Source organism: Paenibacillus sp. M2 (assembly GCF_046713495.1).
Taxonomy (GTDB): domain Bacteria; phylum Bacillota; class Bacilli; order Paenibacillales; family Paenibacillaceae; genus Paenibacillus; species Paenibacillus amylolyticus_B.
In genome coordinates this window covers 3,304,222-3,328,677 of the sequence record NZ_CP169648.1, presented here as the reverse complement: position 1 = coordinate 3,328,677, position 24,456 = coordinate 3,304,222, and the positions used below count along the sequence as shown (strand labels likewise).

Below are 24,456 nucleotides of genomic sequence, written 5' to 3'. Positions count from 1 at the left end.
AGGTATATCTCTTCGTTCAAAAAAGTAAGTTTCAATATAAACAGGCAATTTACGAGCCTGCAACTGTTATCCATTAGGAACAATTGCAGGCTCTATTTGTGTCTGCTGTTGAGCTATTTAAGTCCTTCATATAGAGGGAATTGCGAAGTGATTTCGCGGACACTGCCTAATATCTGATTTTTCACCTTCGAACTCTTTGGATTTTTGAAAGCAAGCCCTATCAGCTGAGCAATTTCTTTCATTTCCCTGGCTCCAAGCCCTCTTGAAGTCATAGCCGGAGTTCCAAAACGAATACCGCTTGTAATCAAAGGACTTGCCGTATCGTGAGGGATTGCATTTTTATTCGCCGTAATCCCTACTCCATCCAGTAAAACTTCGGCTTCTTTGCCTGTAAGGCCCATAGTTCGTAAGTCAACCAACACAATATGATTATCTGTTCCACCCGATACAAGGGTGAGCCCTTCATTCATCAAAGTTTCTGCCAATACGTTGGCGTTATTCAGAACACCTTCAATATATGTTGTGAAATCGGATTGCAATGCCTCACCTAATGCCACCGCTTTCCCCGCGATAACGTGCATGAATGGCCCGCCCTGAGTCCCCGGGAATACAGCTTTGTCAATCGTCTTTGCCCACGACTCCCGGCACAAAATGGCTCCCCCTCGTGGTCCTCGTAAGGTCTTGTGTGTGGTAGTTGAAACAAAATGGGCATGCGGTACCGGGTTAGGATGCAAACCTGCCGCAATAATTCCTGCTATATGCGCCATATCTACAAAGAAAAGAGCTCCCACTTCGGCGGCAATCTGGGCAAATAATTCAAACTCAATGGTCCGCGGGTATGCACTTCCACCTGCAACAATCATGCGTGGACGATACTTATAAGCAAGTTTACGTACTTCGTCAAAGTCTATGCGGCCCGTCAGTGCATCGACACCATATGGAACAAAATTGTAAAACCTACCTGAAAAATTAACAGTACTTCCGTGTGTTAGATGACCACCTTGGGATAGATTCATGCCAAGTATTGTGTCCCCAATCTCAACCGAGGCAAAATATACTGCCATGTTAGCCTGAGAACCGGAGTGAGGCTGCACATTCGCATGTTCAGCGCCAAAAAGTGCTTTAAGGCGGCTATTTGCTATCTCTTCGACTGTATCGACATGCTCACATCCGCCATAATACCTTCTGCCCGGATACCCCTCCGCATATTTATTGGTCAATACCGAACCTGTTGCTTCCATCACAGCTTGACTTACAAAATTCTCTGATGCAATCAGTTCTATCGTATCCTGCTGCCTTCCAAGCTCTTGCTGGACAGCCATTCCTATTACTTTGTCTTGCTTCTCCAAATGTTTCATGAACATCTTCCTCTCAATATTACGGTTATTTATTCGTTCCAAATTGTTTTTTGGGAAATTTACTATTCATCAGTAGATGTGCCATCATTCCTGCAAACAGTCCCCAAAATGCACCACCCACACCAAGCAAAGTCACATTCGCTGCTGTGGCCAAAAACGTAATCAAAGCAGTTTCACGTCCCTTAGGGTCCGTTAATGCATTGGCAAGACTGCCACCGATGGTTCCAAGCAAGGCCAATCCCGCTAATGTTGCAATAAAAGTAGCAGGAAGAATCAAAAACAGAGCAGCCAATGTTACGCCAAAAATGCCGACAAAAATATAAAAAACACCACAAGCAATACCTGCAATATACCGCTTCGTTGAATCCTCATGTGCATCTTTCCCTGTACAAATCGCTGCTGTAATAGCTGCCACATTAAAAGCATGTGATCCGAATGGGGCTGCAAGAAGCGAACCCAAACCTGTTACAGCTAAAATAGGATTGGCACTTGTCTTGAATCCATCATTACGCAGAACAAGCATTCCGGGCATATACTGCCCTGTCAAGGTAATAATGAACAGCGGTAACGCAACGCCAAGTAAAGCATTTAACGAAAATGCTGGAACAACAAATACAGGCGATGCTACAGCCAATTGGATCGTACTGAAGTCTGTTTTCCCCATACATATCAAATAAATCAAACCGATTGCCAATATGCCAACAATGGCGTAACGGGAAGTAAACCTTCTTAGCACGATATAGCCTGCAAACAGTACAATCACAAGCAAAGGATCTACCTTCGCCCCTCCAAAGGCCGAAATACCAAACTGTAGTAAAATGCCAGCTAACAATCCGGAAGCGATGCCTGGGGGAATAAGTCGAACGAAACGTTCAAACATGCCTGACAAACCTAAAATAATAAATCCGACTGCTGAAATCATGTAAGCGCCAATAGCTTCTGGATAAGGGGTTACCGCTAATGCTGAAACGAGAAACGCCACACCCGGTGTAGACCAGGCTGTAATAATCGGTTCCTTGTACCGATAACTGAGCCAAATTCCTGTCGCTCCTACCCCAATCGAGATGGACCAAATCCAGGAAGCGGTCATTTCCGGGCTTAAACCAGCCAGTTTTGCAGCTTGAAAAACAAGAATAAACGTACCCCCGTAATTCACAATTACGGATATTAAAGCGGCGATCATAGGCGATATCAAATCACGGCCACGTAACGAAGGGGATGCTGTCTTCATATTTAACACTACCTCTCACTTAATCATCGATGCGTGTGTTTTCATTCCAGTAATACTCGTCCGGTAAGTAGCGTTGACCAAATACACTTGTCCCTACCCGGATCATTGTAGCTCCTTCTTCAATGGCGACTTGGAAGTCACCAGACATACCCATCGATAAAATATCCATTTCTACGCGTGGAATATTTTTCTCTTTAATCTGTGTACGGATCTGGTTTAACAATCGAAAACAATGTCGTGTTTCTTCGTTCGTCGCATTCAGTTTTCCAATGGTCATTAAACCTTTCACATTTAATGTCTCGAATTGAGACAACTGTTCTACAAGCTCAACGGCTGTTTCTGGAGATGCGCCAAATTTACTTTCTTCGTAGGACGTATTAATTTGCACAAGAATGTCTAAGGTCTTATTCTCTTTGACAAGCTGGTTATGTAACGCCTGACCCAGTTTCAGACGATCTACGGAATGGATGAGCGTAACATATTTAACCACGTCTTTTACTTTATTCGTTTGCAGATGTCCGATAAAATGCCATTTCACCTGTTCGTGTTGCTGCATAAGTGGAAATTTGTCCCGAAGTTCCTGAGCTTTGTTTTCTCCGAATAGAACCTCACCTGCTTGAATCGCTACCTCTAGTTTCTCAAGCGGTACCGTTTTGGTCGCGAGCAACAACTGAATTTCCTCTAAGTTGCGACCGGAAGCCTGGCAGGCCAGTGCCATTTGCTGTCTTACAGTTTGAAGATTTTCTCCTACTAGATGTTTCATGTCAGCTACCTTCTTTCTATTCCAAACAGGAATGAATAATTGAGATTAGCTCCTCCTTATGTATTGTGAAGATTGTGTAGAACGTCATGCTAGTATAGCAACCCATGGATTGGATATACATATCCAAAAAAGCTCTTTTTGAGCAATCCAAAGTTATAAAAGTGGATATTAATTCAATTGGGGCACCTTTAATATGCTTTTAAAAGTCAATAATCTGATTGATGTGATGCCCACACATTACGAAATGAAAAAAGCCGCTAAATTAGCGGCTTGGTTATATTCCTATGCTCTTCTCCACAAGACGAGAAACATGTTACATGATGATTTACTCGTTCACATTTTCCTTGGTTACCAGCTTCAATTCAGCCGGAATCGATGGCTCCACCTGCTTGCCACTGAGCACATCCAGAGCTGCTTGCAGCGCCAGTTGACCAATCAGTATAGGCTGCTGAGCGACTGTTGCTGTCAATTTCCCATCCTGAATGGATTTGATTGCATCATCATTGCCATCGAATCCGATAACCGGAATGTCTTTACCCGAGCTTTGAATCGCTTCAATCGCACCAAGTGCCATCTCATCATTATGGGCAAATACGGCCTGCACGTCAGGATTACCCTGAAGCAGATTCTCCATGACATTTAATCCTTTGGACCGATCAAAATCAGCAGATTGTTTGGAAACCACATCGAGTTGCTTGTCAGCCACTTCATGGAAACCTTTCCCCCGTTCTCTTGTTGCGGAAGCGCCAGGTACACCCTCAAGTTCAATGACTTTTGCTCCCTCACCCAGTTGTTCAACAAAGTATTCAGCTGCCATGCGGCCACCCTTAACGTTATCAGATGCCACTAGTGCCGCCACTTCGCCTTTATCTGCGGAGCGATCCAGCGTGATCACGGGAATGCCCACACTATTAGCGGATTGAACCGCTGTGGAGATCGCTGCAGAGTCCGCAGGATTAATCAGAAGTGCACTAACGCCTTGCTGAATGAGATCATCCACATCATTGGTTTGTTTGGCCGAATCGTTCTGCGCATCCACCACGATGACCTGTATTCCCTGTTTTTTGGCTTCAGCCATTACCCCGTCCTTCAGTGATACAAAGAATGGATTGTTTAATGTAGATATCGACAAACCTATTTTCTTCTGTCCGTTACTTTTGTTTGGGTTAGGTTTCGCCCATTCCGGTGGCTCCAGAGAGCACCCGGCCAGAACGATGATCATCAGCATACTTATGAGTGTTACAGTCCACTTTTTCATATTCGCTTCTCTCCTTATGCTGTTTTCTTGCGGTCCAGCAGGACGGCAATGGCAATGACAATACCTTTTACAACCATTTGATAAAATGAGTTTACTTCAAGCAAGTTCAATCCATTATTCAATACACCGATAATCAGAACACCGATCAATGTACCAACGATTCGTCCACGTCCTCCAGCCAGACTTGTACCACCCAATACAACTGCTGCAATTGCATCCAGCTCGTAGGATGTACCTGCCGTTGGTTGCGCTGAATTCAAACGCGATGTCAGAATTGCACCTGCCAGAGCAGCGAGCATACCTGTCAGGGAGTAGATCATAATTTTCACGCGATTAACTTTGATACCCGAGATAATGGAAGCTTTCTCATTACCACCGATGGCGTACGTTTTACGGCCAAAAGCTGTTTTATGCAAAACAATCCATAGAATCATGAAGGTAATCAGCATCGTGATTGCAGGTACCGGAATACCCAGCAGGTAACCGCGGCCGAACAATTGGAACAGCAGGTTATCCCCGAGGCCTGTAATTGGGTTACCATTTGTGTACACCAATGTCAGTCCTCTGAATATCGTCATGGTAGCGAGTGTGGCGATAAACGGAGCCATTTTACCTTTGGTAATCATCAGTCCGTTCACCATACCCATGACACCACCGAGTGCTACACCGATAATGATGGACAAGATCGGATCGAGGCCAGACAACATCATATTTGCTACAAAAGCACTGGATAAAGCCAGGATTGAGCCGACCGACAGATCAATTCCACCCGTTAGGATCACAAACGTCATACCGAAGGCAATCAGCGCATTAATCGAGACTTGACGCAATAAATTCAAGATATTAAGCGGTTCCAAGAAACTTGGATTCAACACCGATACGATGAGAATAAGAATGATTAAGCCAAGCAGCGGTCCCAATTTTTGTATCACGTTTGAGAAACGGAAGCCGCTTTTAGCCGTTTTGTTTTCCTGCATTGTTGTCATATCACTGTCCCCCTGTGGCCAATGTCATAATGTGTTCTTGTGTTGCTACTTCCCTTGCAACCTCGCCACTGATGTGTCCCTCATGCACAACCGCGATCCGGTCACTCATGCCAAGCACTTCAGGTAGCTCCGACGATACCATGATGATTGCAACGCCGCGGTCAGTCAGTTCATTCATCAATTCATAGATTTCGCGCTTCGCCCCAACATCCACTCCGCGGGTAGGTTCATCCAGGATAAGCACACTTGGTCCGATCCCAACCCATTTCGCGATAACCACCTTCTGCTGGTTACCCCCGGATAGATTCCTTGCCGCCGTCTCCGAGGATTGCGTTTTGATCTGTAGACGTTTGATCAATGTATCTACGAAATCTTGTTCTTTTGGAGCTGAGATGAAACCTTTGTTTGAGAAACTGAACAGATTTGGCAACGCCATATTCTCGCGAATAGAGAAGTCTAATACCAGCCCTTCATCCTTGCGGTCTTCTGTAATAAACCCGATTCCATGTTTCACTGCATCTGTCGGTTTACGAATGTTCGCTTTTTTACCGCGGATGAAGATTTCACCGCTATCCAACGTATCCAAACCGAAGATTGTTCGCATAATCTCGGTTCGTCCAGAACCCATAAGTCCTGAGAAACCAAGTATTTCTCCCGCTCTCACAGTGAAGTTAATATTCTCGAACAACCCTTTACTGCTTGCATTCCTTACTTCCAGAACAACTTCACCATAAGAAGGATTCCGGACAGGATAACGCTCTGTAAGTTCCCGACCTACCATTTTCCGCACCACTTCATCAAAGCTTGTCTGTGGAATTGGCTGAGTGTCTACCGTTCTGCCGTCACGCATAATGGTAATCCGGTCACAGATCGTGAATATCTCCTCCATGCGGTGAGAAATATACACGATGGATACTCCGTCCTTCTTCAGTGAGCTGATTACACCAAACAGTTTCTGTATCTCGCGCTCCGTGAGTGCCGCTGTTGGCTCGTCCATAATGATAACCTTGGCATCTGTCATAAGTGCTTTGGCGATTTCAATCATCTGCTGCTGCCCGACAGAGCATTCTCCCGCAGGACGTTCCAGTGGTATGTCTACGGAAAGCTTGGCAAACTGTTCTTTGGCAAGCGCTCTCATTTGTCTTGTATTAAGCAACCCGATGGATGATGTCATTTCCTTACCAATAAATAGATTATCCAGCACCGTCATTTCAGGCCATACATTCAGCTCCTGATGGATAAAGGTGATACCTAGTTTCTCGGCTTCCTTCGGACTTGCAAAATAGTTTTCTTCTCCGTCTATCGTGATGGTTCCCTGATCTCGCTCATGGAGACCAATCAGAATGTTCATCAGTGTGGATTTACCGGCTCCATTCTCCCCCATTAAGGCATGAACTTCACCATCTTTTAATTCAAAATCCACTCCGCTCAGCACCTGGTTGGTGCCAAACGCTTTGTGAATGTCTTGCATCTGAATGTGCATTACGCAACCTCCTTTTAACCGAAATGGACTCCCGATTGTAAAATGCAATTGGCATAGGGTGTGGCTTCACCTGTGCGGATAACAGCTTTCACTTGCCGTGTTAATGCTTTGAATTGTTCGTGGCTGACGGAAGCATCGATTGCTTCTTCCCCGAATTTCTCCTTGATGAATTGCATGGCTACGGGATTGCCTTCGCGAATCTCTTCAGCCACAATGACTTTCTCAATGACCATATCTTCTGCAATCGCTTCTACCACTTCGCGAAAACTTGGTGTTCCCAGTTTGAGGGCCAGATCTATTTTGAGCACCCCGTCCGGTACTGGCAGACCTGCATCCGCAATCACAATCAAGTCCGTATGGCCCAGATCAGACAAAATCTTGGAAATGTGACTATTTAACATGCCATTTCTTTTCATTACAAGCTCTCCTCTACTTCATCACGCGTCGGCATGCCGCCCTGCGCTCCGAACTTGGTGACGGACAACGATGCAGCCCGATTGGCGAAGCGTATACTCTCTTGCAACGCTTTTCCTTCAGCCAAAGCAACTGCAAATGCGGCGTTGAACGTATCCCCTGCCCCAGTAGTATCAACAGCCTCAACTTTATAAGTTGGGACTAGAATTTCCTCAGTGCCATCAAAGTAACGTACACCTTTACTGCCCTCCGTGATGAACAACTTGTTTGGATACTGACGTAATGCCTGTGCCGGACTCATGCCCTGAAACAAAATCTCAGCTTCATGCTCGTTCGGCGTGATATATGCGGCATTGTCGATCACTTGTTGCGGTAATGTTCTCGCCGGAGCGGGATTAAGCAGCAGGGGTGTTCCAAATTCTGCACACAATGCACTCACATGCACAACCGTTTCCTCCGGAATTTCCTGCTGAATTAATACGATATCTGCACCGCGGATCACTTCAGCTGCTTCATCGACATATGCAGGAGTGACTTCACGATTCGCCGCTTCAACCACTACGATACTATTATCACCTTCCGCCAGAATGATATGAGCCGTTCCACTTTCTAAATGTGTAACCGGTTTCACATTTTGCGTATTTACAGCATTTGCTCTAAAGTTCTCTACAATATCTTTGCCAAAAGCATCGTCGCCTACCCGGCCGATCATCGCAACCTCGGCACCCAGTCGTGCAGCGGCAACAGCCTGATTGGCTCCTTTGCCACCCGGAACCGTTTTGAAGCTGTCGCCAAGAACGGTTTCACCCGCCCCCGGCCGTCTTGACGAAGTAACAACCAGATCCATTGAACTGCTTCCTATTACACATATTTTAGCCATCTGATTTCACCTTTCTCGTAGTGCCCCGTTCGATGAAACTTACGGGTAACTGTATGTTTTTGTTCTCTACTGCAGCTTGTTCCACAAGCTGGATAAGTAATCCCGCCGCTTCTCTTCAAAAAAAAAACTGGCGACAACAGGCTGCTCATTGGAATATCATCGAAACCGATCACTTGTACGTCATCGGGAACTTTTCTTCCAACTCGTGCTGCCTCATGCAGTACAGCCATGGCTGCAATGTCATTGCTGGCAATGACCCCGTCTGTGTCCCCATACTTCCTGAATAATTCTTCAGCCCATACACCTGCCTCGTTAATTGAAAATGAGGTCGTCTGGATCACCCGGTAGTCTAACCCAGCATCACGGATGATTTCAATCGCTCCTTCAAAGCGATCTTGAGCGGGTCTGATCTGTGACGGTCCCTGCATAACTGTGATCCGGCGACTGCCGCGTTTGATTATCTCCCTTGCAGCTAGTCTTCCACCTTCCCTGCCGTCCGCATACACGGATGGACGATCGAGTGATGTTCTGTCCAGAAACACAACGGGAATCTTCAGGTTTTCATATATTGAAGAATGAGGGTAGTTCGTTGAAGAGATCACACCGACCACGTTGTTCTGGATAAACGTCTGGATGTAATCCTGCTCCTTCCGTTCATCCTCATCACTATTTCCAAATATCAGTCTATAATCCTGCTCTTGCATCCGGTCCTCTACGCCGCGGGCCAACTGCGGGAAGTAAGGGTTGGCAATATCCGGCAACAACAGGCCAATCAGTTTGGACTTGCGTTTATATAATGAGCGGGCCACTTCATTTGGCGAAAAATTAAGCGCCTTCACAGCATCTTCCACTTTCTTGCGTGTGTCGGCATGAACATAACCTCTATCATTAATGACTCTGGATACGGTGGCAACAGATACGCCAGCCAGTTGAGCTACGTCTTTAATTGTTTTCATAAGTTGCTCTCCTCTATGTGTAACCGGTTACAGACATTAAATTATCATATTATTTTTAATTTGACAAGCGTTTTCATTCTGGAAATTTCTCCAAGTAAACATGAAAGTACATTGAAATTCATCTGTAACCTGGCTTCTTCCCGTCTTATTCAGTCTTCTCAGCTATATTAAGGAGTTAATTATCATTACAAATATTAGCGATATGTGATATGGTCAGTGAGGATAGTAGATTCGTACATACATATGTGCATGAAATGCGAGGAGAAGATTGAGAGTGATAGAGAGAAATACCCTTGAAAATCAAAAACCGAGTAAATTTAGTGATCCCATTTTTGTCATGCTCGTCGCAAGCCTGTGTTGCTTGTTATGGGGAAGTGCGTACCCGTCCATCAAACTTGGATATATCGCATTTAACATTCTGCCGGAAGACATTGCTTCCAAATATGTATTTGCCGGATATCGATTCACACTGGCGGGCTTGCTGCTATTGCTCCTGTCTCGTATCGTTAGAAAAGAGAAGCTTCAATTGTCCCGGCCTCAGTGGACAAGCCTTATCATGTTAGGTATATTGCAAACCGGTTTGCAATATATGTTTTTCTACGTTGGCGTAGCCAATACAACGGGTGTCAAAGGCTCCATTATGAATGCAACGACAACCTTTTTCAGTGTTGTTCTGGCCCATTTCATCTATAAGAACGACAAATTAAGCAGAAATAAAATCGTTGGCTGCTTGCTCGGATTCGTTGGCGTCATTATCGTAAACTTCCATACGGATCTGCTTGCTTTTTCCTTTTCATTCACAGGCGAAGGCTTCGTTATTATAGCGGCACTTGTTTTTTCCGTTACAGCCCTTTACGCAAAACGTCTCACCGCCACCATCGATGTTCTGATCATAACAGGTGTCAGCTTATTCGTCGGGGGACTGGTGCTTACGCTGTTAGGTCTATCACTCGGCGGTCGAGTCACCCATTTCACCCTGGAATCCACCAGTAACTTGATCTACCTGGCTTTGCTGTCCTCCGTCGCATTTTGTCTATGGAATATGCTTCTCAAGTATAACAAGGTCGGAAGAGTGTCTGTATACAACTTCCTAATTCCTGTGTTTGGCGCATTGTTATCAGCGTTATTCCTCGGGGAAACGATCTTGGAACTGAAGAATCTGGCCGCATTGCTGTTTGTATCCGTTGGCATTTATTTAGTCAATCGTGTACGTTCTGTGCAAACCTCTAATAACACTCCAATAAAATAGACTACCTGTCCACTTCCATGGACAACAAAATAAGCCGCTGATCAGCGGCTTTTCCTGTAAATACCAATACGATATAATTTTTATTTCTTACGATGTTATACCTTAATATATACTTGTAAAGTCAATCAAGTCCTCTTCTTCCTCATAAGTGAATACAATGGCGTGATTACCCAATTGGTATACCATCTCATAACCAACCACGACTTCATTGTAATATTCTGAGGAAGGTTTTCCCATCCATATTTTCACATTCCGTGGTGAAAGATTCTGCTTTTCATTGTACAAATCAAAAACGGCAATACGTGATTTATTGGTAAGCTCGTGCATGTATGAATCAAATCCGACGCCGAATTTAGAATAAAAATAGTACGCTCCCCATTCCCCGTTTGAACGAGAATTTGGTTTCCCCAACTTTTTTTGCGCATTTTGAAGCGTCATGCCAATCTTGATGTCCGTCCGACCTGGCAATACACCCTTTAAAGCGGCTTCCTTTAGGCTTTTCAGGTAAGCGCGATCGCCAACACCCGAGTTCGGCCAAGCATCTGAACGGAGGTTACGTGTATCTTCCAACTGCAATACCAATTTGTTCACATTCAGCTTAAACGTATCAACTCCATAGACAAATTGAAGGTTGTTGTAATTTTTGAACTGCACTCGGGCACCTGAAAGAGTGCGGATTCCATCATCTCTGCTTGCAGAGTAGGAATCGTCGATTTTTTTTCCCTTATTATCGACATATGTTACACGGCGCAATTCCCCGGAACGAACAATATACGTTTTCACCTCATTGAAATTAGAAGTTCCCCAATCGGTGATCATCAGCATGTCTGGTGTACTAGCCTCTTTGCTTTTCACAACAAAGTTCCAGGTTTGAGGCAAAATAATCGTATTCAGATCCAGTTTTGCTGCCTGAACAGTTCCGTATGCTGAACCTTTTTTCAGCAAGGCCGCACGATACGTACCTGAATAGCTCTTATCGCCTTTTTTATTGTTGGTCCAACCATTTTCTTCGGTCAGTGTTCTCTTCTGTTCATCATAAGCGAAAATATAAACGGTGTAAGCCGTTTGTTTGGCATCACGAAGCGTAAATGAAAGCCGGCTCATACTTTCGAGCTGTTTGGCGGAGATTTGCTCTCCTTTGGCAGCAGCATTGGGTGGTAGCAGAAGCAATGCGCTCAGAACATAGCCGATTAAGGTTAGTAGGGCCAGAGAAGCCCATTTTGATTGGTGCTTAGGGTGTATCATTGATGACTCTCCTTTGAATAAAAAAATAAACATCTAAAAGCTCATTTCTAATTTTGAATCGTGCATAATCTCAACATTTTAATAGATCTTGCTAGAGTGTACTTTTGATCAAACTATGTAATTAATATAGGTTTATATTCAATAAGCATATCCTCCTGCTAGTACTATTTTCCTAAGAATGATAACATACCCTTTCCAATAAAGAAATAACAATCTAATTAATAGATTTCGAATCATATAACATAAAAAGCCGCTATTTAGCGGCTCTTCAAGTAACTTCGAATACGATATGATTTATAGACAGGAGTAAACCACATTACGTAAGCGTCGTTGAACGTATGGTTCCTGACTATTCAGCAGGTGCTGTGCATACATGACTGTAAGCTCTGAATCCGGATCAATAATAGCCATACAGCCAGCAGCGCCGCTCCATCCAAATTCGCCAATTGGACTCAGTGAGCCGCTTCCTGCTTTGGAGATATGTGTGCGAACACCCAATCCATAGCCGTATCCATACATATGATCCCACGAATAATCAGCACGAGTCATCTCGTTCAGGTGGTCCGTTCGCATCAGTTCCACTGAAGCTTGTGACAGAATGCGCACGCCTTCGGGACTCGTACCATGCCCAGTAAGCGCGTTCAGAAAACGTGCATAATCGCTAACGGTTGACAATAATCCTGCACCGCCGCTTTCCAGCTCCGTACCTACTCGGAATCCATTACCATCCATACGTACAGCCTTTTCAAGCTCATCGTTGTAAGCATACTGTGGAATCAGGCGCTTCTGCTGCTCATCGTTCAGATTGAATGCTGTATCGTTCATGCCAAGGGGTCCGGTGATTTCGTCCCGCAGATAGGTACCAAAGCGTTTGCCACTTACCACTTCCACCAAGGCTCCCAGCACATCATGGCACATGCTGTAATTCCAGTGTGTCCCTGGTTCAAATAACAACGGTTCTTTCGCAAGCGCTCTCGCGAAGTCGCGTGTTGGCAATGTTCCATCGGTGCTTTTTACAGCTTCTTGGATGCTTGGACAATCAACGTTATACGAGAACCCGGCAGTCATGGTGAACAAATCACGTACTGTAATGGCTCTTGTCGCCTTTTCCAGTCGGATCTCCCCGTTCGCCATCGTTTTTTTCAGCGTCATCTCAGCGTACTCTGGCAGATAATCAGACAAGGGATCGCTTAACAGCATTTCCCCTTTCTCCACCAGTTGCAGCCCTGCCACACAAGTCATGATTTTGGTCATGGAGTATAGATTGAAGATCGCTCCATCACCGATAGGTGTTTTCTCTTCCAGATTGGCGTATCCATTACGATAATGGAAAACGGTATCATTTCGATGCATCACCAGCACCTCTGCCCACGGTATACGCCAGGATGTAATGCGGTCGATAAATGAAGCAAGCGGTTTAAAGTCCATTTTTTCCCGTCCTTCTATGTAAAATCGTTTATCATATTGCGATGTAGTCCATATTCAATCCCACAATCGACATAGTAATAATATACGACCTTTTACAACGATTGACCACCACCTAAATGGCCTCAACCATCCATTTATTGACAGCCGAATTTGTAATCCACTTCGTTCATGATTTGGCAGGCAGTGTGAGATAACATTAATCAGAAACAGTTTGAACTCCTCAATGTCTTACTACTGTACTTCTGCTATTGCCGTGGAGACAAAGGTCATCAATTCTTCTACGGGTGTGCGAGGACGAGGTTTTGGAACCTTGTTTGTATCAAAATACCCCAGATGAAGTGTGCCAATGATTCTCTCCCCTGCTTTTACACCTGTCTTGGCGTAGAAATCAGGGTCAAAATTATATTCATTCGTCTTCCACACTACGCCGATCTCCTGCTCCCATGCCAGGAGTTGAATATTTTGAATAAGGGCAGCACTAGCACCCACAGCATCTTCCCATACCCGTTGTCTCGGATCAGCCTCAATTACAACCAGCAGATGGGCTTGGATAGACTCACAGTAGTCTTTTTGCAGCTTCTCTGTCCAACGCTCCCGCTCATCTTTGGAAAACGTATGTAGCACTGCATCAGCAAATTGCTTCCGACCTTCCTCTACAAATAATATGAAGCGCCATGGCTCTTTGCGGGAATGAACAGGTGCCCACACGGCCGCTTCCAGCAAGTGCATGATCGTTTCTTTCGCCAGCGGTTTGCCGTTGAACTGACGAATGGTTCTTCGTTCACGAATAATCTTTTCCATTACAGACGTTTCCAAAAGGGGATCCTCCTGTCTTGTTTTCTTATTGGGTAAGGAAACTCACCGCTTCTTCTATAATCTTGCTCTGTCCAATGGGTCCTCCCGGACCTTGGAACCACAAACCGTAGTCAACGATGTAGACATTGTTGTTTTTAACAGCATTCAGGCTTTTCCACACTGCTGTTTTTTGCAATTCTGTCGTTTCATTCTCGTCTGATGACAACAGGAAAATATGATCCGGATTAATCGATGGTAACGACTCCATGGAGATTACTTTCATTGAATCTGTCGGGTCAGGTATGGATACAGGAGGTGTCAGGCCTAGATCGTCGTATAGAACCTCATAGTTTCTTTTACTGTAAAAACGCACTTCTTTATCGGATAAACGCAGGAACATCACGGTCTCGTCTCCGATGGATTGCTTGATTTTCTCACGGGCTTCTGCAGCCTTCTTTTCGTATTCTTCAATGACCTGTTTGGCCTGATCCGTCTTCCCTAACATATCTCCCATATGTAACAGGCTTGTCTTCATACGAATAATACCTTGCTCGTCCTGCAGCTTCTCTGCCAGCAAGGTAGGCGCAATTTTGCTGAGGCTGTCATAGGCATCACTCATGAAATCCTGACCGATAATCAGGTCTGGCTCTGCCGCCAATATACTTTCGTAGTTGGGATCAACCTGCCAGCCCAGATTTTCTTTTCCTTGTAGTTGATCGGACAGGTAGGTAGGAAACTGATCACTCCCCTCCTCATTACTGGATGCTGCCTGGGGTACAATACCGAGTGCTAACAAATAGTCAGTTGCAGCCGGGAACAACGAAATAATATGCTCAGGATCACCTTTGATGACCGTTTCTCCCCAAGGATGTTTAACAACACGCTCCTGTACTGCTGATTCGGTGGATTGCGCGACTTCGGTAGTTGGAGCATTGTTACCGCTTGTTCCATTACTGTTAGTTGCTGAACTGCCCTGAGAAGGGGAACAGGCTGATATTAATAATGTAAGGCTGAGCATCAAAAGCAATGCAACGGGTTTTCTCGATCTCATAGATGTAAGTGATTCTCCTTTGGGTTTGTATTGATAATAATTATCATCAATAGGATCATAACCGCGATGCATAGGACTGACAATGGACAATTCTGATTCTTTGATAGCATTATTCTGACCGGTTGGCAGGGCGATACATTTTTGTTTGAACCGACCTGGTGAAAGGCCAACATGCTTTTTAAATAAACGATTAAAATAGATCACATCCGGAATGCCGATTGCCTCGGCAATCTTCTGAAGAGATGCATCTGTGTGCAACAGCAGCTCCGTATCCGAGTTAAATAGGTAATCAGACTGCTGCCTGTCTCTTTCTTGAACGTTCTCGACAGATGCCCTGCACTGCAATCCAGAAGTTCTGCGAGCGGATCGACCATAACGGGCAACATGTAGTTCTCTTGAAGATAACGAACGGCTTGAGCTACCAGATCGGGTTTGGCAGTCTCAATCCCTTGTGCACTTAACTGCCTCATTAATTCATTAATAAATTGATAAAATAACGTCTTTACCTGAAATTTCGAGAACACATCCGTCCGTTCCCAATGTTGCTCTATTCTTTGGACTTTATCATATAAGTCCATGGGATAGCCTGGGGCGAAAGCATATTGCAGATGAAACGGGACATGTTGCCTGAGCAGAGCTTGATTCTCACGAGTATTGGATAACGACAAATTAGCCCGATAAAATATCAAATAAAATTCGAATGAATCCTCGTTCAGGGAGATATTCATCCATACCCCTTTGCCTCCATGTAAGACTTGCATCTGATCAATCACGTACATCGTGTCATCCAGCTTAATCGTTGCATTGCCTCTTACGGTGTATATAAAACCGCTAACCGGAAATCGGTAGGCATAGATTGATTCGTCAGCGCCCACTACGACGTGACGCACATCCCATATTTTAATGGTGGCTAGATTCCATAACTTCACATGCTCTTCTACGTGCATCTCTTCCTTCACCTTCCACAACCCATTAAGTTAGCAAAACATCAGCAAAATCAGCAGATATTTTCACTTTTCTACATTCTATCGATAATCATTCTCAACCACAACATATATCTTTCTCTTCAATAAAATGCTTCGCACGAATAAGCCGATCCAATAAAGGATCAGCTTATGTTGTAACGTTTTAGACTTCGCCGCGTCTGTTCTCAACCGATTTCATACGGTTTTGGTCATCTGGCACTCGGTCAACACTGAACTCTTGACCAGCTTCAACCTCACCATGACCTGAAATATTTCGGGAAAAATTAGTGAACTGTCTTTTTTGTTCATCCAGTTCATGTTTTTGCTTCAAAAGCTCTTGCGGGTCCTGTTTTGTCACTATGCTAACCTCCCATAGAATCATGCTTTTTAATCACACTACAGAAGTTTTCCATAATAGAGCTGTGCTTATGCATGAAATACCGATTTCTTTCATAATATGAGTCCATACATTCACCAAACATGATATAGAACCTGTGTGACATAAAGGAGAGAACAACAGATGATGCGGATCCTCTTGTCCTACCCTCTTAGTGTAAATACTCCCGTTTATAAAGATAATCCCCCTGTTGAGATTCAGCAGCAGTCCAGCATAGATCAAGGAGATCTGTATAACCAATTTATTATCACATCTCTCAACCATAATGGAACTCATATTGACGGGCCTTGGCATTTCAATCCGCGAGGTCTAAAAATCAGCGAGATTCCCATAGACTACTTTATCTTTACTCATCCAACAATCCTCGATATTCCCAAAGGTGACGATGAACTTATTACAAAAGCTGACCTGGAGCCGTATGAACACCAGATCGCTGGCTCAGATCTTCTGCTCATACGTACAGGTTTTGGAAAGTTTCGGTCATCTGACCCTGTTCGTTATAGCGATCATAACCCGGGGTTTGCAGCAGATGCTGCAAGTTACCTGATGGTTTTTGATTCATTGAGAGCAGTTGGAATGGATATGATCTCTTCTGGCTCTGTGATTCATGTGGATGAGGCTATCACTTTTCATCAGATTATGCTTGGGAAAGGTCGGGTTGATGGCAAGTTCATTCTACTTATAGAGGATATGAATTTAAACCATGACTTATCTGGAATTGAAAAGGTATATGCTATTCCATTATATATTGAAGGTGTTGACAGTAGCTTCAGTACAGTTTTTACTGAAGCTTGAATTTTTTTTATATACATATGGTAAAACAAAAACGCGCTGGCAAGAGTATTTCTCCTGTCAGCGCGTTTTTGTATGTTAGTGAATGTCTTTCTTTTTGAAATTGCCGCCTCTGACTTCTGCTACATCATATACGACTACAAAAGCAGTTGGATCAATTTCGTGAATGATATCTTTAATTTTACTCTCTTCCATCCGGTTAATGACACAAGTAATTTCTTTGAATTGCTCATTAGAATAGCCACCGTAAGCCTCGGTATATGTTGCTCCACGGCCTAAGCGGTCCCGAATGGTTTCAACCATAATCTCAGGTTGATTCGTAATAATTTTAAACGTTTTGGAGCCGCTCAAGCCCTCTTCAACAATATGTATTACTTTAGAAGCAATGAAATACGCAAGTCCTGACAAGATCGCACCTTGCAGACCAAACACGGTAGAAACGACAATAAATACAAACATGTTGAGGAACAGAATGAGATCACTGGTTCCAAAAGGTACTTTTCGCGAAAGGAGTACAGCCAGCATATCTATGCCATCCAATGCGCCACCATTACGTAATGCAAGTCCCATACCAAAACCGATAATAATCCCGCCGACAACCGTAACAAGCAAGGTATCACCTTCAATGATGGTTGGTACATGGTGCATCAGACTGGTGCTGATTGCGAGTGAAGCAATACCGATGATCGAATATAACGCAAAGCTTTTTCCGATTTGCTTGTACCCTAGCCACACAAATGGAATATTAATAATCCCGATGAGCAGCCCGAGTGGTAATCCAAACAGCTGTGATCCTACGATACTCAGACCTGTGACACCGCCATCTGAGACATTATTCGGAATTAATATGGCTTCCAGACCATATGCCGTTATAAATCCCCCAATAATAATCAATAATACTTTTGAGAGAATCTTTAACTTGTTTGACTTTTGTTTCCTGATTTGATGCATTGCATTTCCCCCTTGATGAACAACCGATAAAAAACAGTCTATAATAAAAATCACTGTTTTGGCAATAGATCGTCATTTGTGTGTGTTAGTTCATTGTCCGATGAGCGTTCGATACGTCGAAATTTTATGCTCAAGCATCTCATCTGCTGTGTTAAGGATGTGCATCTGTTTTTGAATCGACTCTTTATGCTCCTCCAGTAGCTTCAAACGATCCGCCGCCGTATGCTCCCCTTCCTTAAACAAGGACGCATACTTCTTAATGGTAGCAATGGGCATCTGAGTCTCTTTTAATTTAATTACAAATTGTAGCCATTTCAGGTGTGACTCGTTGTACCGCCTGTCTCCACTCGCATCTCGGAGAGGAGTTACAATCTGTTCCTTCTCATAATAACGCAACGTATGTGCACTGATATGGAGTAATTCTGCCACTTCACCAATGGTATGCATGGTTAACCTCCCCTCCATTTTCCCGCTTGACTTAGAGTAAGCTCTAATCAGTATAATCAACTCGTGGTCACATCACAATAAATAATGAAATCAGATCCAGGAGGAATTCCCATGAAATACACAGTGATTACCGGTGCCAGTTCGGGCATTGGATATGAAGCGGCTTTAGCTTTTGCAGCTCGTGGCAAAAATATGATTCTGGCAGCACGCAGAACCGATGAATTGGACAAATTAAAAGCAAAAGTAGCTGAAATCAATCCTGATCTGGATATTGTCATTCGTACAGTGGATCTGTCCATTGCCGCTAATGTGCATGAATTCTATGAGAGTCTTCAGGCTTACCCCATTGAGACTTGGATTAACAATGCAGGATTCGGGAATTTCGCTTCCGTTGGCGAACAACACCTGCCCAAAATTGAGCAGATGCTTCATCTTAATATAGAAGCTCTTACGATTCTTTCTTCCCTGTATGTACGTGATTATGCAAACGTTGATGGCACACAGATCATTAATATTTCCTCTGGTGGTGGATATACGATTGTAGCCGATGCAGTAACCTACTGCGCAACTAAGTTCTATGTAAGTGCCTTTACGGAAGGGCTTGCGCAAGAGTTAAAGGGCAAGAACGCAGCAATGCAAGCCAAAGTTCTCGCTCCGGCTGCAACCGAGACCGAGTTTGCGAAACATTCCTTTAATGTAGACGAGTTTGAGTATGAAGGCAGAGTTCCCAAGTTCCATACGGCGGAACAAATGGCTGGATTTTTACTTGAGTTGTATGACAGTGAAAGTGTGGTCGGCATTGTGAATGGGTTGACGTATGACTTTGAACTAAGAGAACCGATCTTTCCATACGCTGCACGAGCAGCCTCGAAACCGAAAAATTAACCCGAAAACTGAAATCGAAGCTAAGTCGGCTTAATACCGGTAAACATTCATCTAACCTCACTGATAAACATCAATGAATCTAATCGTTAAACATCAGTTAACGTTAAAAAGGGAACCTGTCTCCAGGTTCCCTTCTTTGTATTTATATTCAATGCTTACTATATAATGAAGTAATTATGCCAGCCTCATTTTGAAATCCTGATATCCGAATTCGCGGACAACTTCGCAATCGCCATCTTTTCGTTTAACAGCAATCGCTGGAAGCGGCATGCCATTAAACGTGTTGGTTTTCACCATGGAGTAAATCGCCATGTCTTCGAATACCAGACGGTCGCCTTCTTGCAAAGGCTGATCGAATGAATAATCCCCAATCACGTCACCAGACAGACAGGTTTGTCCACCTAGGCGATACAGATGAGCTTTCTCACCCACTTCTCCCGAACCGATCAGCGGCGGGCGATATGGCATTTCCAGCACATCCGGCATATGACACGTAGCTGAAGTATCCAGAATAGCGATGTCCATACCGTTTTTATGGAAGTCCAGCACAGAGGTCACCAGATAACCCGCATTCAGCGCAACAGCTTCTCCCGGCTCCAGATATACTTCCAGGCCATAATCGTTCTGCATACGCTTGATGCATGCTTCCAGTCTTGGAATATCATAATCTTCACGTGTGATATGGTGCCCACCGCCGAAATTAATCCATTCCATTTGTGGCAACCATTGTCCGAACTTCTCGACAACAGCATTCAGCGTAGTCTCCAGATCGTCGGAGTTTTGTTGACACAGTGTGTGGAAGTGCAGTCCAGAGACACCTTCCAACAGGTCTGCATCGAAATCCTCCAGTTTCGCGCCAAAACGCGAACCCGGAGAACACGGATCGTAGATCTCATGTCCTTCTTGGGTGGAGCATTCAGGGTTGACGCGCAAGCCAACCTTACGGCCAGCCTGAAGCGCCTTATTCTTGAATTTTGCAAGCTGTGAAAATGAGTTGAAAATAATGTGATCGCAGATGGAGATAATCTCGTCGATCTCTTCTGCGCGGTATGCTGGAGCAAAGACATGATTCTCTTTGCCCATTTCCTCGTGGCCCAGGCGTGCTTCATACAAACCACTCGCCGTAGCTCCGCTCAGGTATTCTCCAATCAGCGGATACATCGCAGTCATGGAAAATGCTTTTTGAGCGAGCACGATTTTGGCACCTGTACGCTGCATAACACCGTTCAGGATTTTCAGGTTTCTCTCGATAAGCGCCTCGTCAACAACAAAACATGGTGTCGGTAATTGCTCGAACCGCATTTTAACGAACTAGCTCCGATTCTTTAACTTCTTCTGGCAGCTCATCAACGAGTACCGGGTTGAAGTCTTCTACCCATGGGAGGCCCCATTTGTTCAACTCTTCCATGAATGGATCCGGGTTGAACTCTTCTACATTGTATACACCTGGTTTGTTCCATTTGCCTGTCATGACCATTGCTGCACCAATCATAGCTGGAACGCCTGTTGTGTAAGAGATCGCTTGGGAACCCACTTCTTTGTAACACTCTTGGTGATCACAGATATTGTAAACATAATATGTTTTGTCTTGACCATCTTTTTTACCTTTGAAAATACAACCGATATTTGTTTTACCTACAGTACGTGGTCCAAGGGATGCTGGATCAGGCAGTACTGCTTTCAGGAACTGCAGTGGAATAATTTGTTTACCTTCATATTCAATAGGCTCGATTGAAGTCATGCCTACATTTTCAAGAGCTTTCAAGTGAGTCAGGTAGCTTTGACCAAATGTCATGAAGAAACGGATACGTTTCAGACCTGGCATGTTTTTTGCCAAAGATTCCAATTCCTCATGGTACAACAGGTACATGTCTTTCTCGCCAACTTCTTTGAAGTCGTAGACACGTTTGATTTCCATCGGCTTCGTTTCGATCCATTCACCATTTTCCCAGTATCTACCGTTCGCAGATACTTCGCGAATGTTGATCTCAGGGTTGAAGTTAGTTGCGAACGGATAGCCGTGGTCGCCGCCATTGCAGTCCAAAATGTCGATGTACTCAATTTCGTCGAAGTAGTGCTTCAGGGCATAAGCGGAGAATACGCCTGTCACGCCTGGGTCAAATCCACTACCGAGCAATGCAGTGATGCCTGCTTGTTCAAAACGCTCTTTGTAATCCCATTGCCAGCTGTATTCGAACTTCGCTGTATCATGTGGCTCATAGTTCGCTGTGTCCATGTAATTTGTTTTAGTTGCAAGGCAAGCATCCATGATTGTCAGATCTTGATACGGCAAAGCAAGGTTCATAACGATATCCGGTTTAACTTCGTTGATCAGAGCGATCAGTTCGTCAACATTGTCAGCATCTACTTGTGCTGTTGTAATTTTTGTTTTTCCGCCGTCCAGCTTGGCTTTGAGTTCATCACATTTGGATTTTGTACGACTCGCGATGCAGATTTCCTCAAAAACTTCACTGTTTTGAACGCATTTGTGTACTGCCACGGAAGCAACGCCGCCGGCGCCGATGATTAGTGCTTTTCCCATTTTACATTCTCCTATCCCAATATGTATTTTTTTTAATTGGTTTAATTTGTTTGATACAGTAACGACAACAAGACAACAAAAAAAGCAAGGTGAAAAATGCCCGCAATCGCGCACCATCACACTTGCTTATCGATATACATCATAAAAAAGACGTGAAGTCTCCATGACCAAAAAAGTTCACAAGAACTCCTTTGGCGGAAAGCTCCTTCATGTATATCAATATTGGATCAGAGTCTATATAGCAAATAATTCGCCTTTACCACTCTTATTGACCGTTTCACAAGTTGATGTGCAATTGCACTGGTTGTAAAGTAACCAACTTATAAAATTTGAGCTTTGAACTCAATCAATAAAGCAACGTAAGTTGCCAATCGGCGTTTGACCCGGCTGTCCGTATGGCCTTAACTTCCTGGTGAAGTGGTCAAAATTATCTGCTGGAAAGCTCTAATTCATATTGATAAATTAACTTCCCAAAATCACAGGTCTTACACTATCAGACGTTGAAAAAAAAATCAAGCAATAATTAAAAATTATTTTTTTGTCCGAACGAGGACTAAGAAAGAAATTGATATCCTTCGAATACTTTCAAGCCTTCCGCGCTCAGTAATTCCCCCACTACTTCAGGCTTTTGAGGACTTTTCTCAAACACTTCTTCACACGTGATCATGATGTTGCTGCCAGCAATTTCCGCTAACTGATCATGGGCCGAATGGTTCGTTTCCTTCTTTGCGAGCTTGCAAAGCAATCTCAATGGCTTTATGCATGAATAGTTCATCTTTATTCATAAAGTTTACCTCCACAACAAAATTTATGTACTCAATTTTATGTTTTTGCATTAGCATGTTCACTCCATTGGAATGCTTCTTGTTCATACCGTTCTATCATCATTATAAATAAAGAGTATGACGACAATTCGTCATACTCCAGTGAGACACACTAAATTTATCTATTAAAATTTTACTGGTAATGATGCCAATCCCTCAGATAATAGTGAGTAGTGCCAATGAATCTCTTCCGGAGGAACACGAAGCTGAAGACCAGGAAGCCGACTTAATAGCGTAGTAAACGCTACGTCTCCCTCCACACGGGCAAGTGGAGCACCAAGACACATATGAATACCATGGCCAAAGGCCAAATGCCGTTTTATTTTGCGCTCAAGATCCAGTTCTTCAGGTTGGTTAAACTGTAACTCGTCCCGATTCGCTGATTTCAAAAGAGGAATCACAACATCTCCTTTTTTAATCCGTTGTCCATCCAGCTCCGTGTCCTGCGTTGCATATCGAGGACCTGACGAAGTCGCGGGGCCGTTATATCGTAACAACTCCTCCACCGCAGAAGGAACCAGATTCAAATCTTGTTTAAGTTGTTCCAGTTGTTCGGGATGTGTCAGAAGTAGATAAGAGCCGGTCGCAATCAGATTCGACGTTGTCTCATGTCCAGCAAATATTAATAACGTGATCATGGATATTAATTCATCTTCATTCAGTCGATCCCCCTCCTCCTCGATCACAATTAATTGACTGATGAGGTCATCGGAAGGTTCCACTCGTTTGTTCGCCACAAGCTGAGCCGTGTATTCTGCGAATGATCGCAAATGCTGCGCTACTTCAGGGTCTTGTTTACCGAAACCGAGACCTTTCGCAATGGCTTCAGACCATACATGGATCTGAGGTCGGTCTTCCTGAGGTACACCGAGCATTTCGGATATGACGTTAATTGGGAAAGGGTAGGCATAGTCTTTTACAAGATCCATCTCTCCTTTTCCTTCAAATTGATCAATTAATTCATCGGCAATTTCCTGGACACGCGGACGCAGGCTTTCCATATATCTTGGAGTGAATGCTTTGGACACCAGGCTACGCAGTCTTCGGTGATCCGGTTCATCAACAAAGAGCATCGACTTTCCGGTAAAAAAAGTCTGGGGTTCCGATGAACCAAGATCGTCCGAGAGATTCTTTCGAATATCATTGCCATTATCGATAGAGTTCATATCTACCGTAAATCGAGAGTGGTCTTTCAACACTTCCATGGCAACGTCCATCCGAGTTATAATCCAGGTTTGCTCTGCTCCACCCATTGGATTGGGAACAGGAACAACGGAGCCTCTGGATCGCATCTGTTTAAACATGGCAAATTGATCTTTAACATTTTCTTCACTAAACAAATTGAATTCTGATTTTTCCGATGTTTGGTTATTATTCATTGAAATCTTCCTTTCTTAGTGAAGTTATTGAAATCTATGGAAATATATGTTCATTTCGATTATATACTACTCGTATATTTAATTTCAAATTCCGTAGTTTAAACTGCAATATTCAACTGTTATAACAACAATTAATTAATGTACTAATAGTATATTAATAATAACTTCAAGCATAAA

23 protein-coding genes and 1 pseudogene are annotated in these 24,456 nt (G+C 43.9%); 3 read left to right on the top strand and 21 right to left on the bottom strand.

Going from position 1 to position 24,456, the window contains the following annotated elements; all coding sequences use genetic code 11:
• Window positions 1-113 precede the first annotated feature (113 nt).
• From glyA to ACETMN_RS15180, 9 genes and pseudogenes are all read right to left on the bottom strand, one after another.
• Window positions 114-1,358: a serine hydroxymethyltransferase gene (glyA, locus tag ACETMN_RS15220; protein WP_091016327.1), complete on the bottom strand. Its 1,245-nt coding sequence runs from the start codon at window positions 1,356-1,358 to the stop codon at window positions 114-116.
• A 25-nt stretch (window positions 1,359-1,383) separates the two neighbouring features.
• Window positions 1,384-2,589 (bottom strand): benzoate/H(+) symporter BenE family transporter, encoded by a 1,206-nt coding sequence (locus ACETMN_RS15215; RefSeq protein ID WP_179198522.1) that lies wholly within the window; start codon window positions 2,587-2,589, stop codon window positions 1,384-1,386.
• A gap of 19 nt (window positions 2,590-2,608) precedes the next feature.
• Window positions 2,609-3,352 (bottom strand): YggS family pyridoxal phosphate-dependent enzyme, encoded by a 744-nt coding sequence (locus ACETMN_RS15210; protein ID WP_091016329.1) that lies wholly within the window; start codon window positions 3,350-3,352, stop codon window positions 2,609-2,611.
• Between the two features lie 325 nt (window positions 3,353-3,677).
• Window positions 3,678-4,610 (bottom strand): ribose ABC transporter substrate-binding protein RbsB, encoded by a 933-nt coding sequence (gene rbsB, locus ACETMN_RS15205; RefSeq protein ID WP_091016330.1) that lies wholly within the window; start codon window positions 4,608-4,610, stop codon window positions 3,678-3,680.
• Between the two features lie 14 nt (window positions 4,611-4,624).
• The gene (locus ACETMN_RS15200) at window positions 4,625-5,587 is read right to left on the bottom strand and encodes an ABC transporter permease subunit (protein ID WP_370511443.1); all 963 of its coding nucleotides are present in this window, start codon (window positions 5,585-5,587) and stop codon (window positions 4,625-4,627) included.
• 10 nt (window positions 5,588-5,597) lie between these two features.
• Window positions 5,598-7,079 (bottom strand): sugar ABC transporter ATP-binding protein, encoded by a 1,482-nt coding sequence (locus ACETMN_RS15195; protein ID WP_091016333.1) that lies wholly within the window; start codon window positions 7,077-7,079, stop codon window positions 5,598-5,600.
• A 14-nt stretch (window positions 7,080-7,093) separates the two neighbouring features.
• Window positions 7,094-7,495, bottom strand: coding sequence for a D-ribose pyranase (gene rbsD, locus ACETMN_RS15190; protein WP_091016335.1), 402 nt, complete (start codon window positions 7,493-7,495; stop codon window positions 7,094-7,096).
• Window positions 7,495-8,373: a ribokinase gene (gene rbsK, locus ACETMN_RS15185; RefSeq protein WP_091016337.1), complete on the bottom strand. Its 879-nt coding sequence runs from the start codon at window positions 8,371-8,373 to the stop codon at window positions 7,495-7,497. Before rbsK ends, rbsD begins: the two co-directional genes overlap by 1 nt.
• A pseudogene (locus tag ACETMN_RS15180) lies at window positions 8,366-9,329 on the bottom strand (LacI family DNA-binding transcriptional regulator). Before ACETMN_RS15180 ends, rbsK begins: the two are co-directional and overlap by 8 nt.
• A gap of 274 nt (window positions 9,330-9,603) precedes the next feature.
• On the opposite strand from ACETMN_RS15180, the gene ACETMN_RS15175 reads away from it, so the two are divergent.
• Window positions 9,604-10,578, top strand: a complete 975-nt coding sequence (locus ACETMN_RS15175) for a DMT family transporter (protein ID WP_091016341.1) — start codon at window positions 9,604-9,606, stop codon at window positions 10,576-10,578.
• Between the two features lie 102 nt (window positions 10,579-10,680).
• On the opposite strand, the gene ACETMN_RS15170 is transcribed toward ACETMN_RS15175, so the two are convergent.
• The 6 genes from ACETMN_RS15170 to ACETMN_RS15145 form a co-directional block, all read right to left on the bottom strand.
• Complete coding sequence (locus ACETMN_RS15170; RefSeq protein WP_179198523.1) at window positions 10,681-11,823, bottom strand: DUF4309 domain-containing protein; 1,143 nt, start codon at window positions 11,821-11,823, stop codon at window positions 10,681-10,683.
• A 294-nt stretch (window positions 11,824-12,117) separates the two neighbouring features.
• Window positions 12,118-13,251 carry a serine hydrolase domain-containing protein gene (locus ACETMN_RS15165; protein WP_091016344.1) on the bottom strand — a complete coding sequence of 378 codons (1,134 nt, stop codon included), beginning with the start codon at window positions 13,249-13,251 and terminating at the stop codon, window positions 12,118-12,120.
• Window positions 13,252-13,482: 231 nt separating this feature from the next.
• The gene (locus tag ACETMN_RS15160; protein ID WP_091016346.1) at window positions 13,483-14,067 is read right to left on the bottom strand and encodes a nitroreductase; all 585 of its coding nucleotides are present in this window, start codon (window positions 14,065-14,067) and stop codon (window positions 13,483-13,485) included.
• A gap of 25 nt (window positions 14,068-14,092) precedes the next feature.
• Entirely contained in the window at window positions 14,093-15,355 is a 1,263-nt protein-coding gene (locus ACETMN_RS15155; protein WP_256975132.1) for an ABC transporter substrate-binding protein, read from the bottom strand.
• The gene (locus ACETMN_RS15150) at window positions 15,298-16,026 is read right to left on the bottom strand and encodes a hypothetical protein (RefSeq protein ID WP_411736300.1); all 729 of its coding nucleotides are present in this window, start codon (window positions 16,024-16,026) and stop codon (window positions 15,298-15,300) included. The genes ACETMN_RS15155 and ACETMN_RS15150 overlap by 58 nt, the downstream gene beginning before the upstream one ends.
• 199 nt (window positions 16,027-16,225) lie before the next feature.
• Window positions 16,226-16,420 (bottom strand): hypothetical protein, encoded by a 195-nt coding sequence (locus ACETMN_RS15145; protein WP_017688524.1) that lies wholly within the window; start codon window positions 16,418-16,420, stop codon window positions 16,226-16,228.
• 162 nt (window positions 16,421-16,582) lie between these two features.
• On the opposite strand from ACETMN_RS15145, the gene ACETMN_RS15140 reads away from it, so the two are divergent.
• On the top strand, window positions 16,583-17,254 hold the full coding sequence (locus ACETMN_RS15140) for a cyclase family protein (protein ID WP_091016348.1): 672 nt from the start codon (window positions 16,583-16,585) through the stop codon (window positions 17,252-17,254).
• Window positions 17,255-17,329: 75 nt separating this feature from the next.
• On the opposite strand, the gene ACETMN_RS15135 is transcribed toward ACETMN_RS15140, so the two are convergent.
• Window positions 17,330-18,202, bottom strand: a complete 873-nt coding sequence (locus tag ACETMN_RS15135) for a YitT family protein (protein WP_091016350.1) — start codon at window positions 18,200-18,202, stop codon at window positions 17,330-17,332.
• Between the two features lie 90 nt (window positions 18,203-18,292).
• Window positions 18,293-18,649 (bottom strand): MerR family transcriptional regulator, encoded by a 357-nt coding sequence (locus tag ACETMN_RS15130; protein ID WP_091016351.1) that lies wholly within the window; start codon window positions 18,647-18,649, stop codon window positions 18,293-18,295.
• A gap of 111 nt (window positions 18,650-18,760) precedes the next feature.
• Between ACETMN_RS15130 and ACETMN_RS15125 the strand changes: the two genes are divergently transcribed.
• The gene (locus ACETMN_RS15125) at window positions 18,761-19,534 is read left to right on the top strand and encodes an SDR family NAD(P)-dependent oxidoreductase (RefSeq protein WP_091016353.1); all 774 of its coding nucleotides are present in this window, start codon (window positions 18,761-18,763) and stop codon (window positions 19,532-19,534) included.
• 174 nt (window positions 19,535-19,708) lie between these two features.
• Here the strand turns inward: ACETMN_RS15125 and nspC are convergent, their stop codons facing one another.
• The 4 genes from nspC to ACETMN_RS15105 form a co-directional block, all read right to left on the bottom strand.
• Complete coding sequence (gene nspC / locus ACETMN_RS15120) at window positions 19,709-20,836, bottom strand: carboxynorspermidine decarboxylase (RefSeq protein ID WP_411736299.1); 1,128 nt, start codon at window positions 20,834-20,836, stop codon at window positions 19,709-19,711.
• Between the two features lies 1 nt (window position 20,837).
• A complete protein-coding gene (locus ACETMN_RS15115; protein WP_017688530.1) occupies window positions 20,838-22,076 on the bottom strand; it encodes a saccharopine dehydrogenase family protein in 1,239 nt (412 codons plus the stop codon).
• A gap of 698 nt (window positions 22,077-22,774) precedes the next feature.
• Entirely contained in the window at window positions 22,775-22,912 is a 138-nt protein-coding gene (locus ACETMN_RS15110; protein ID WP_223199950.1) for a hypothetical protein, read from the bottom strand.
• A 113-nt stretch (window positions 22,913-23,025) separates the two neighbouring features.
• The gene (locus ACETMN_RS15105; protein WP_197997667.1) at window positions 23,026-24,279 is read right to left on the bottom strand and encodes a cytochrome P450 family protein; all 1,254 of its coding nucleotides are present in this window, start codon (window positions 24,277-24,279) and stop codon (window positions 23,026-23,028) included.
• Between the last annotated feature and the right edge of the window lie 177 nt (window positions 24,280-24,456).

Excerpts from the sequence above, each read along its gene's own strand:
- ACETMN_RS15105 (WP_197997667.1), bottom strand. The coding sequence starts at position 24,279 with ATGAATAATAACCAAACATCGGAAAAATCAGAATTCAATTTGTTTAGT.
- rbsK (WP_091016337.1), bottom strand. The coding sequence starts at position 8,373 with ATGGCTAAAATATGTGTAATAGGAAGCAGTTCAATGGATCTGGTTGTT.
- ACETMN_RS15115 (WP_017688530.1), bottom strand. The coding sequence starts at position 22,076 with ATGGGAAAAGCACTAATCATCGGCGCCGGCGGCGTTGCTTCCGTGGCA.
- ACETMN_RS15125 (WP_091016353.1), top strand. The coding sequence starts at position 18,761 with ATGAAATACACAGTGATTACCGGTGCCAGTTCGGGCATTGGATATGAA.
- ACETMN_RS15195 (WP_091016333.1), bottom strand. The coding sequence starts at position 7,079 with ATGCACATTCAGATGCAAGACATTCACAAAGCGTTTGGCACCAACCAG.
- ACETMN_RS15110 (WP_223199950.1), bottom strand. The coding sequence starts at position 22,912 with ATGCAAAAACATAAAATTGAGTACATAAATTTTGTTGTGGAGGTAAAC.
- ACETMN_RS15210 (WP_091016329.1), bottom strand. The coding sequence starts at position 3,352 with ATGAAACATCTAGTAGGAGAAAATCTTCAAACTGTAAGACAGCAAATG.
- nspC (WP_411736299.1), bottom strand. The coding sequence starts at position 20,836 with ATGCGGTTCGAGCAATTACCGACACCATGTTTTGTTGTTGACGAGGCG.
- ACETMN_RS15140 (WP_091016348.1), top strand. The coding sequence starts at position 16,583 with ATGATGCGGATCCTCTTGTCCTACCCTCTTAGTGTAAATACTCCCGTT.
- ACETMN_RS15200 (WP_370511443.1), bottom strand. The coding sequence starts at position 5,587 with ATGCAGGAAAACAAAACGGCTAAAAGCGGCTTCCGTTTCTCAAACGTG.
- ACETMN_RS15130 (WP_091016351.1), bottom strand. The coding sequence starts at position 18,649 with ATGCATACCATTGGTGAAGTGGCAGAATTACTCCATATCAGTGCACAT.
- rbsD (WP_091016335.1), bottom strand. The coding sequence starts at position 7,495 with ATGAAAAGAAATGGCATGTTAAATAGTCACATTTCCAAGATTTTGTCT.
- ACETMN_RS15215 (WP_179198522.1), bottom strand. The coding sequence starts at position 2,589 with ATGAAGACAGCATCCCCTTCGTTACGTGGCCGTGATTTGATATCGCCT.
- ACETMN_RS15165 (WP_091016344.1), bottom strand. The coding sequence starts at position 13,251 with ATGGACTTTAAACCGCTTGCTTCATTTATCGACCGCATTACATCCTGG.
- ACETMN_RS15170 (WP_179198523.1), bottom strand. The coding sequence starts at position 11,823 with ATGATACACCCTAAGCACCAATCAAAATGGGCTTCTCTGGCCCTACTA.
- glyA (WP_091016327.1), bottom strand. The coding sequence starts at position 1,358 with ATGAAACATTTGGAGAAGCAAGACAAAGTAATAGGAATGGCTGTCCAG.
- rbsB (WP_091016330.1), bottom strand. The coding sequence starts at position 4,610 with ATGAAAAAGTGGACTGTAACACTCATAAGTATGCTGATGATCATCGTT.
- ACETMN_RS15135 (WP_091016350.1), bottom strand. The coding sequence starts at position 18,202 with ATGCATCAAATCAGGAAACAAAAGTCAAACAAGTTAAAGATTCTCTCA.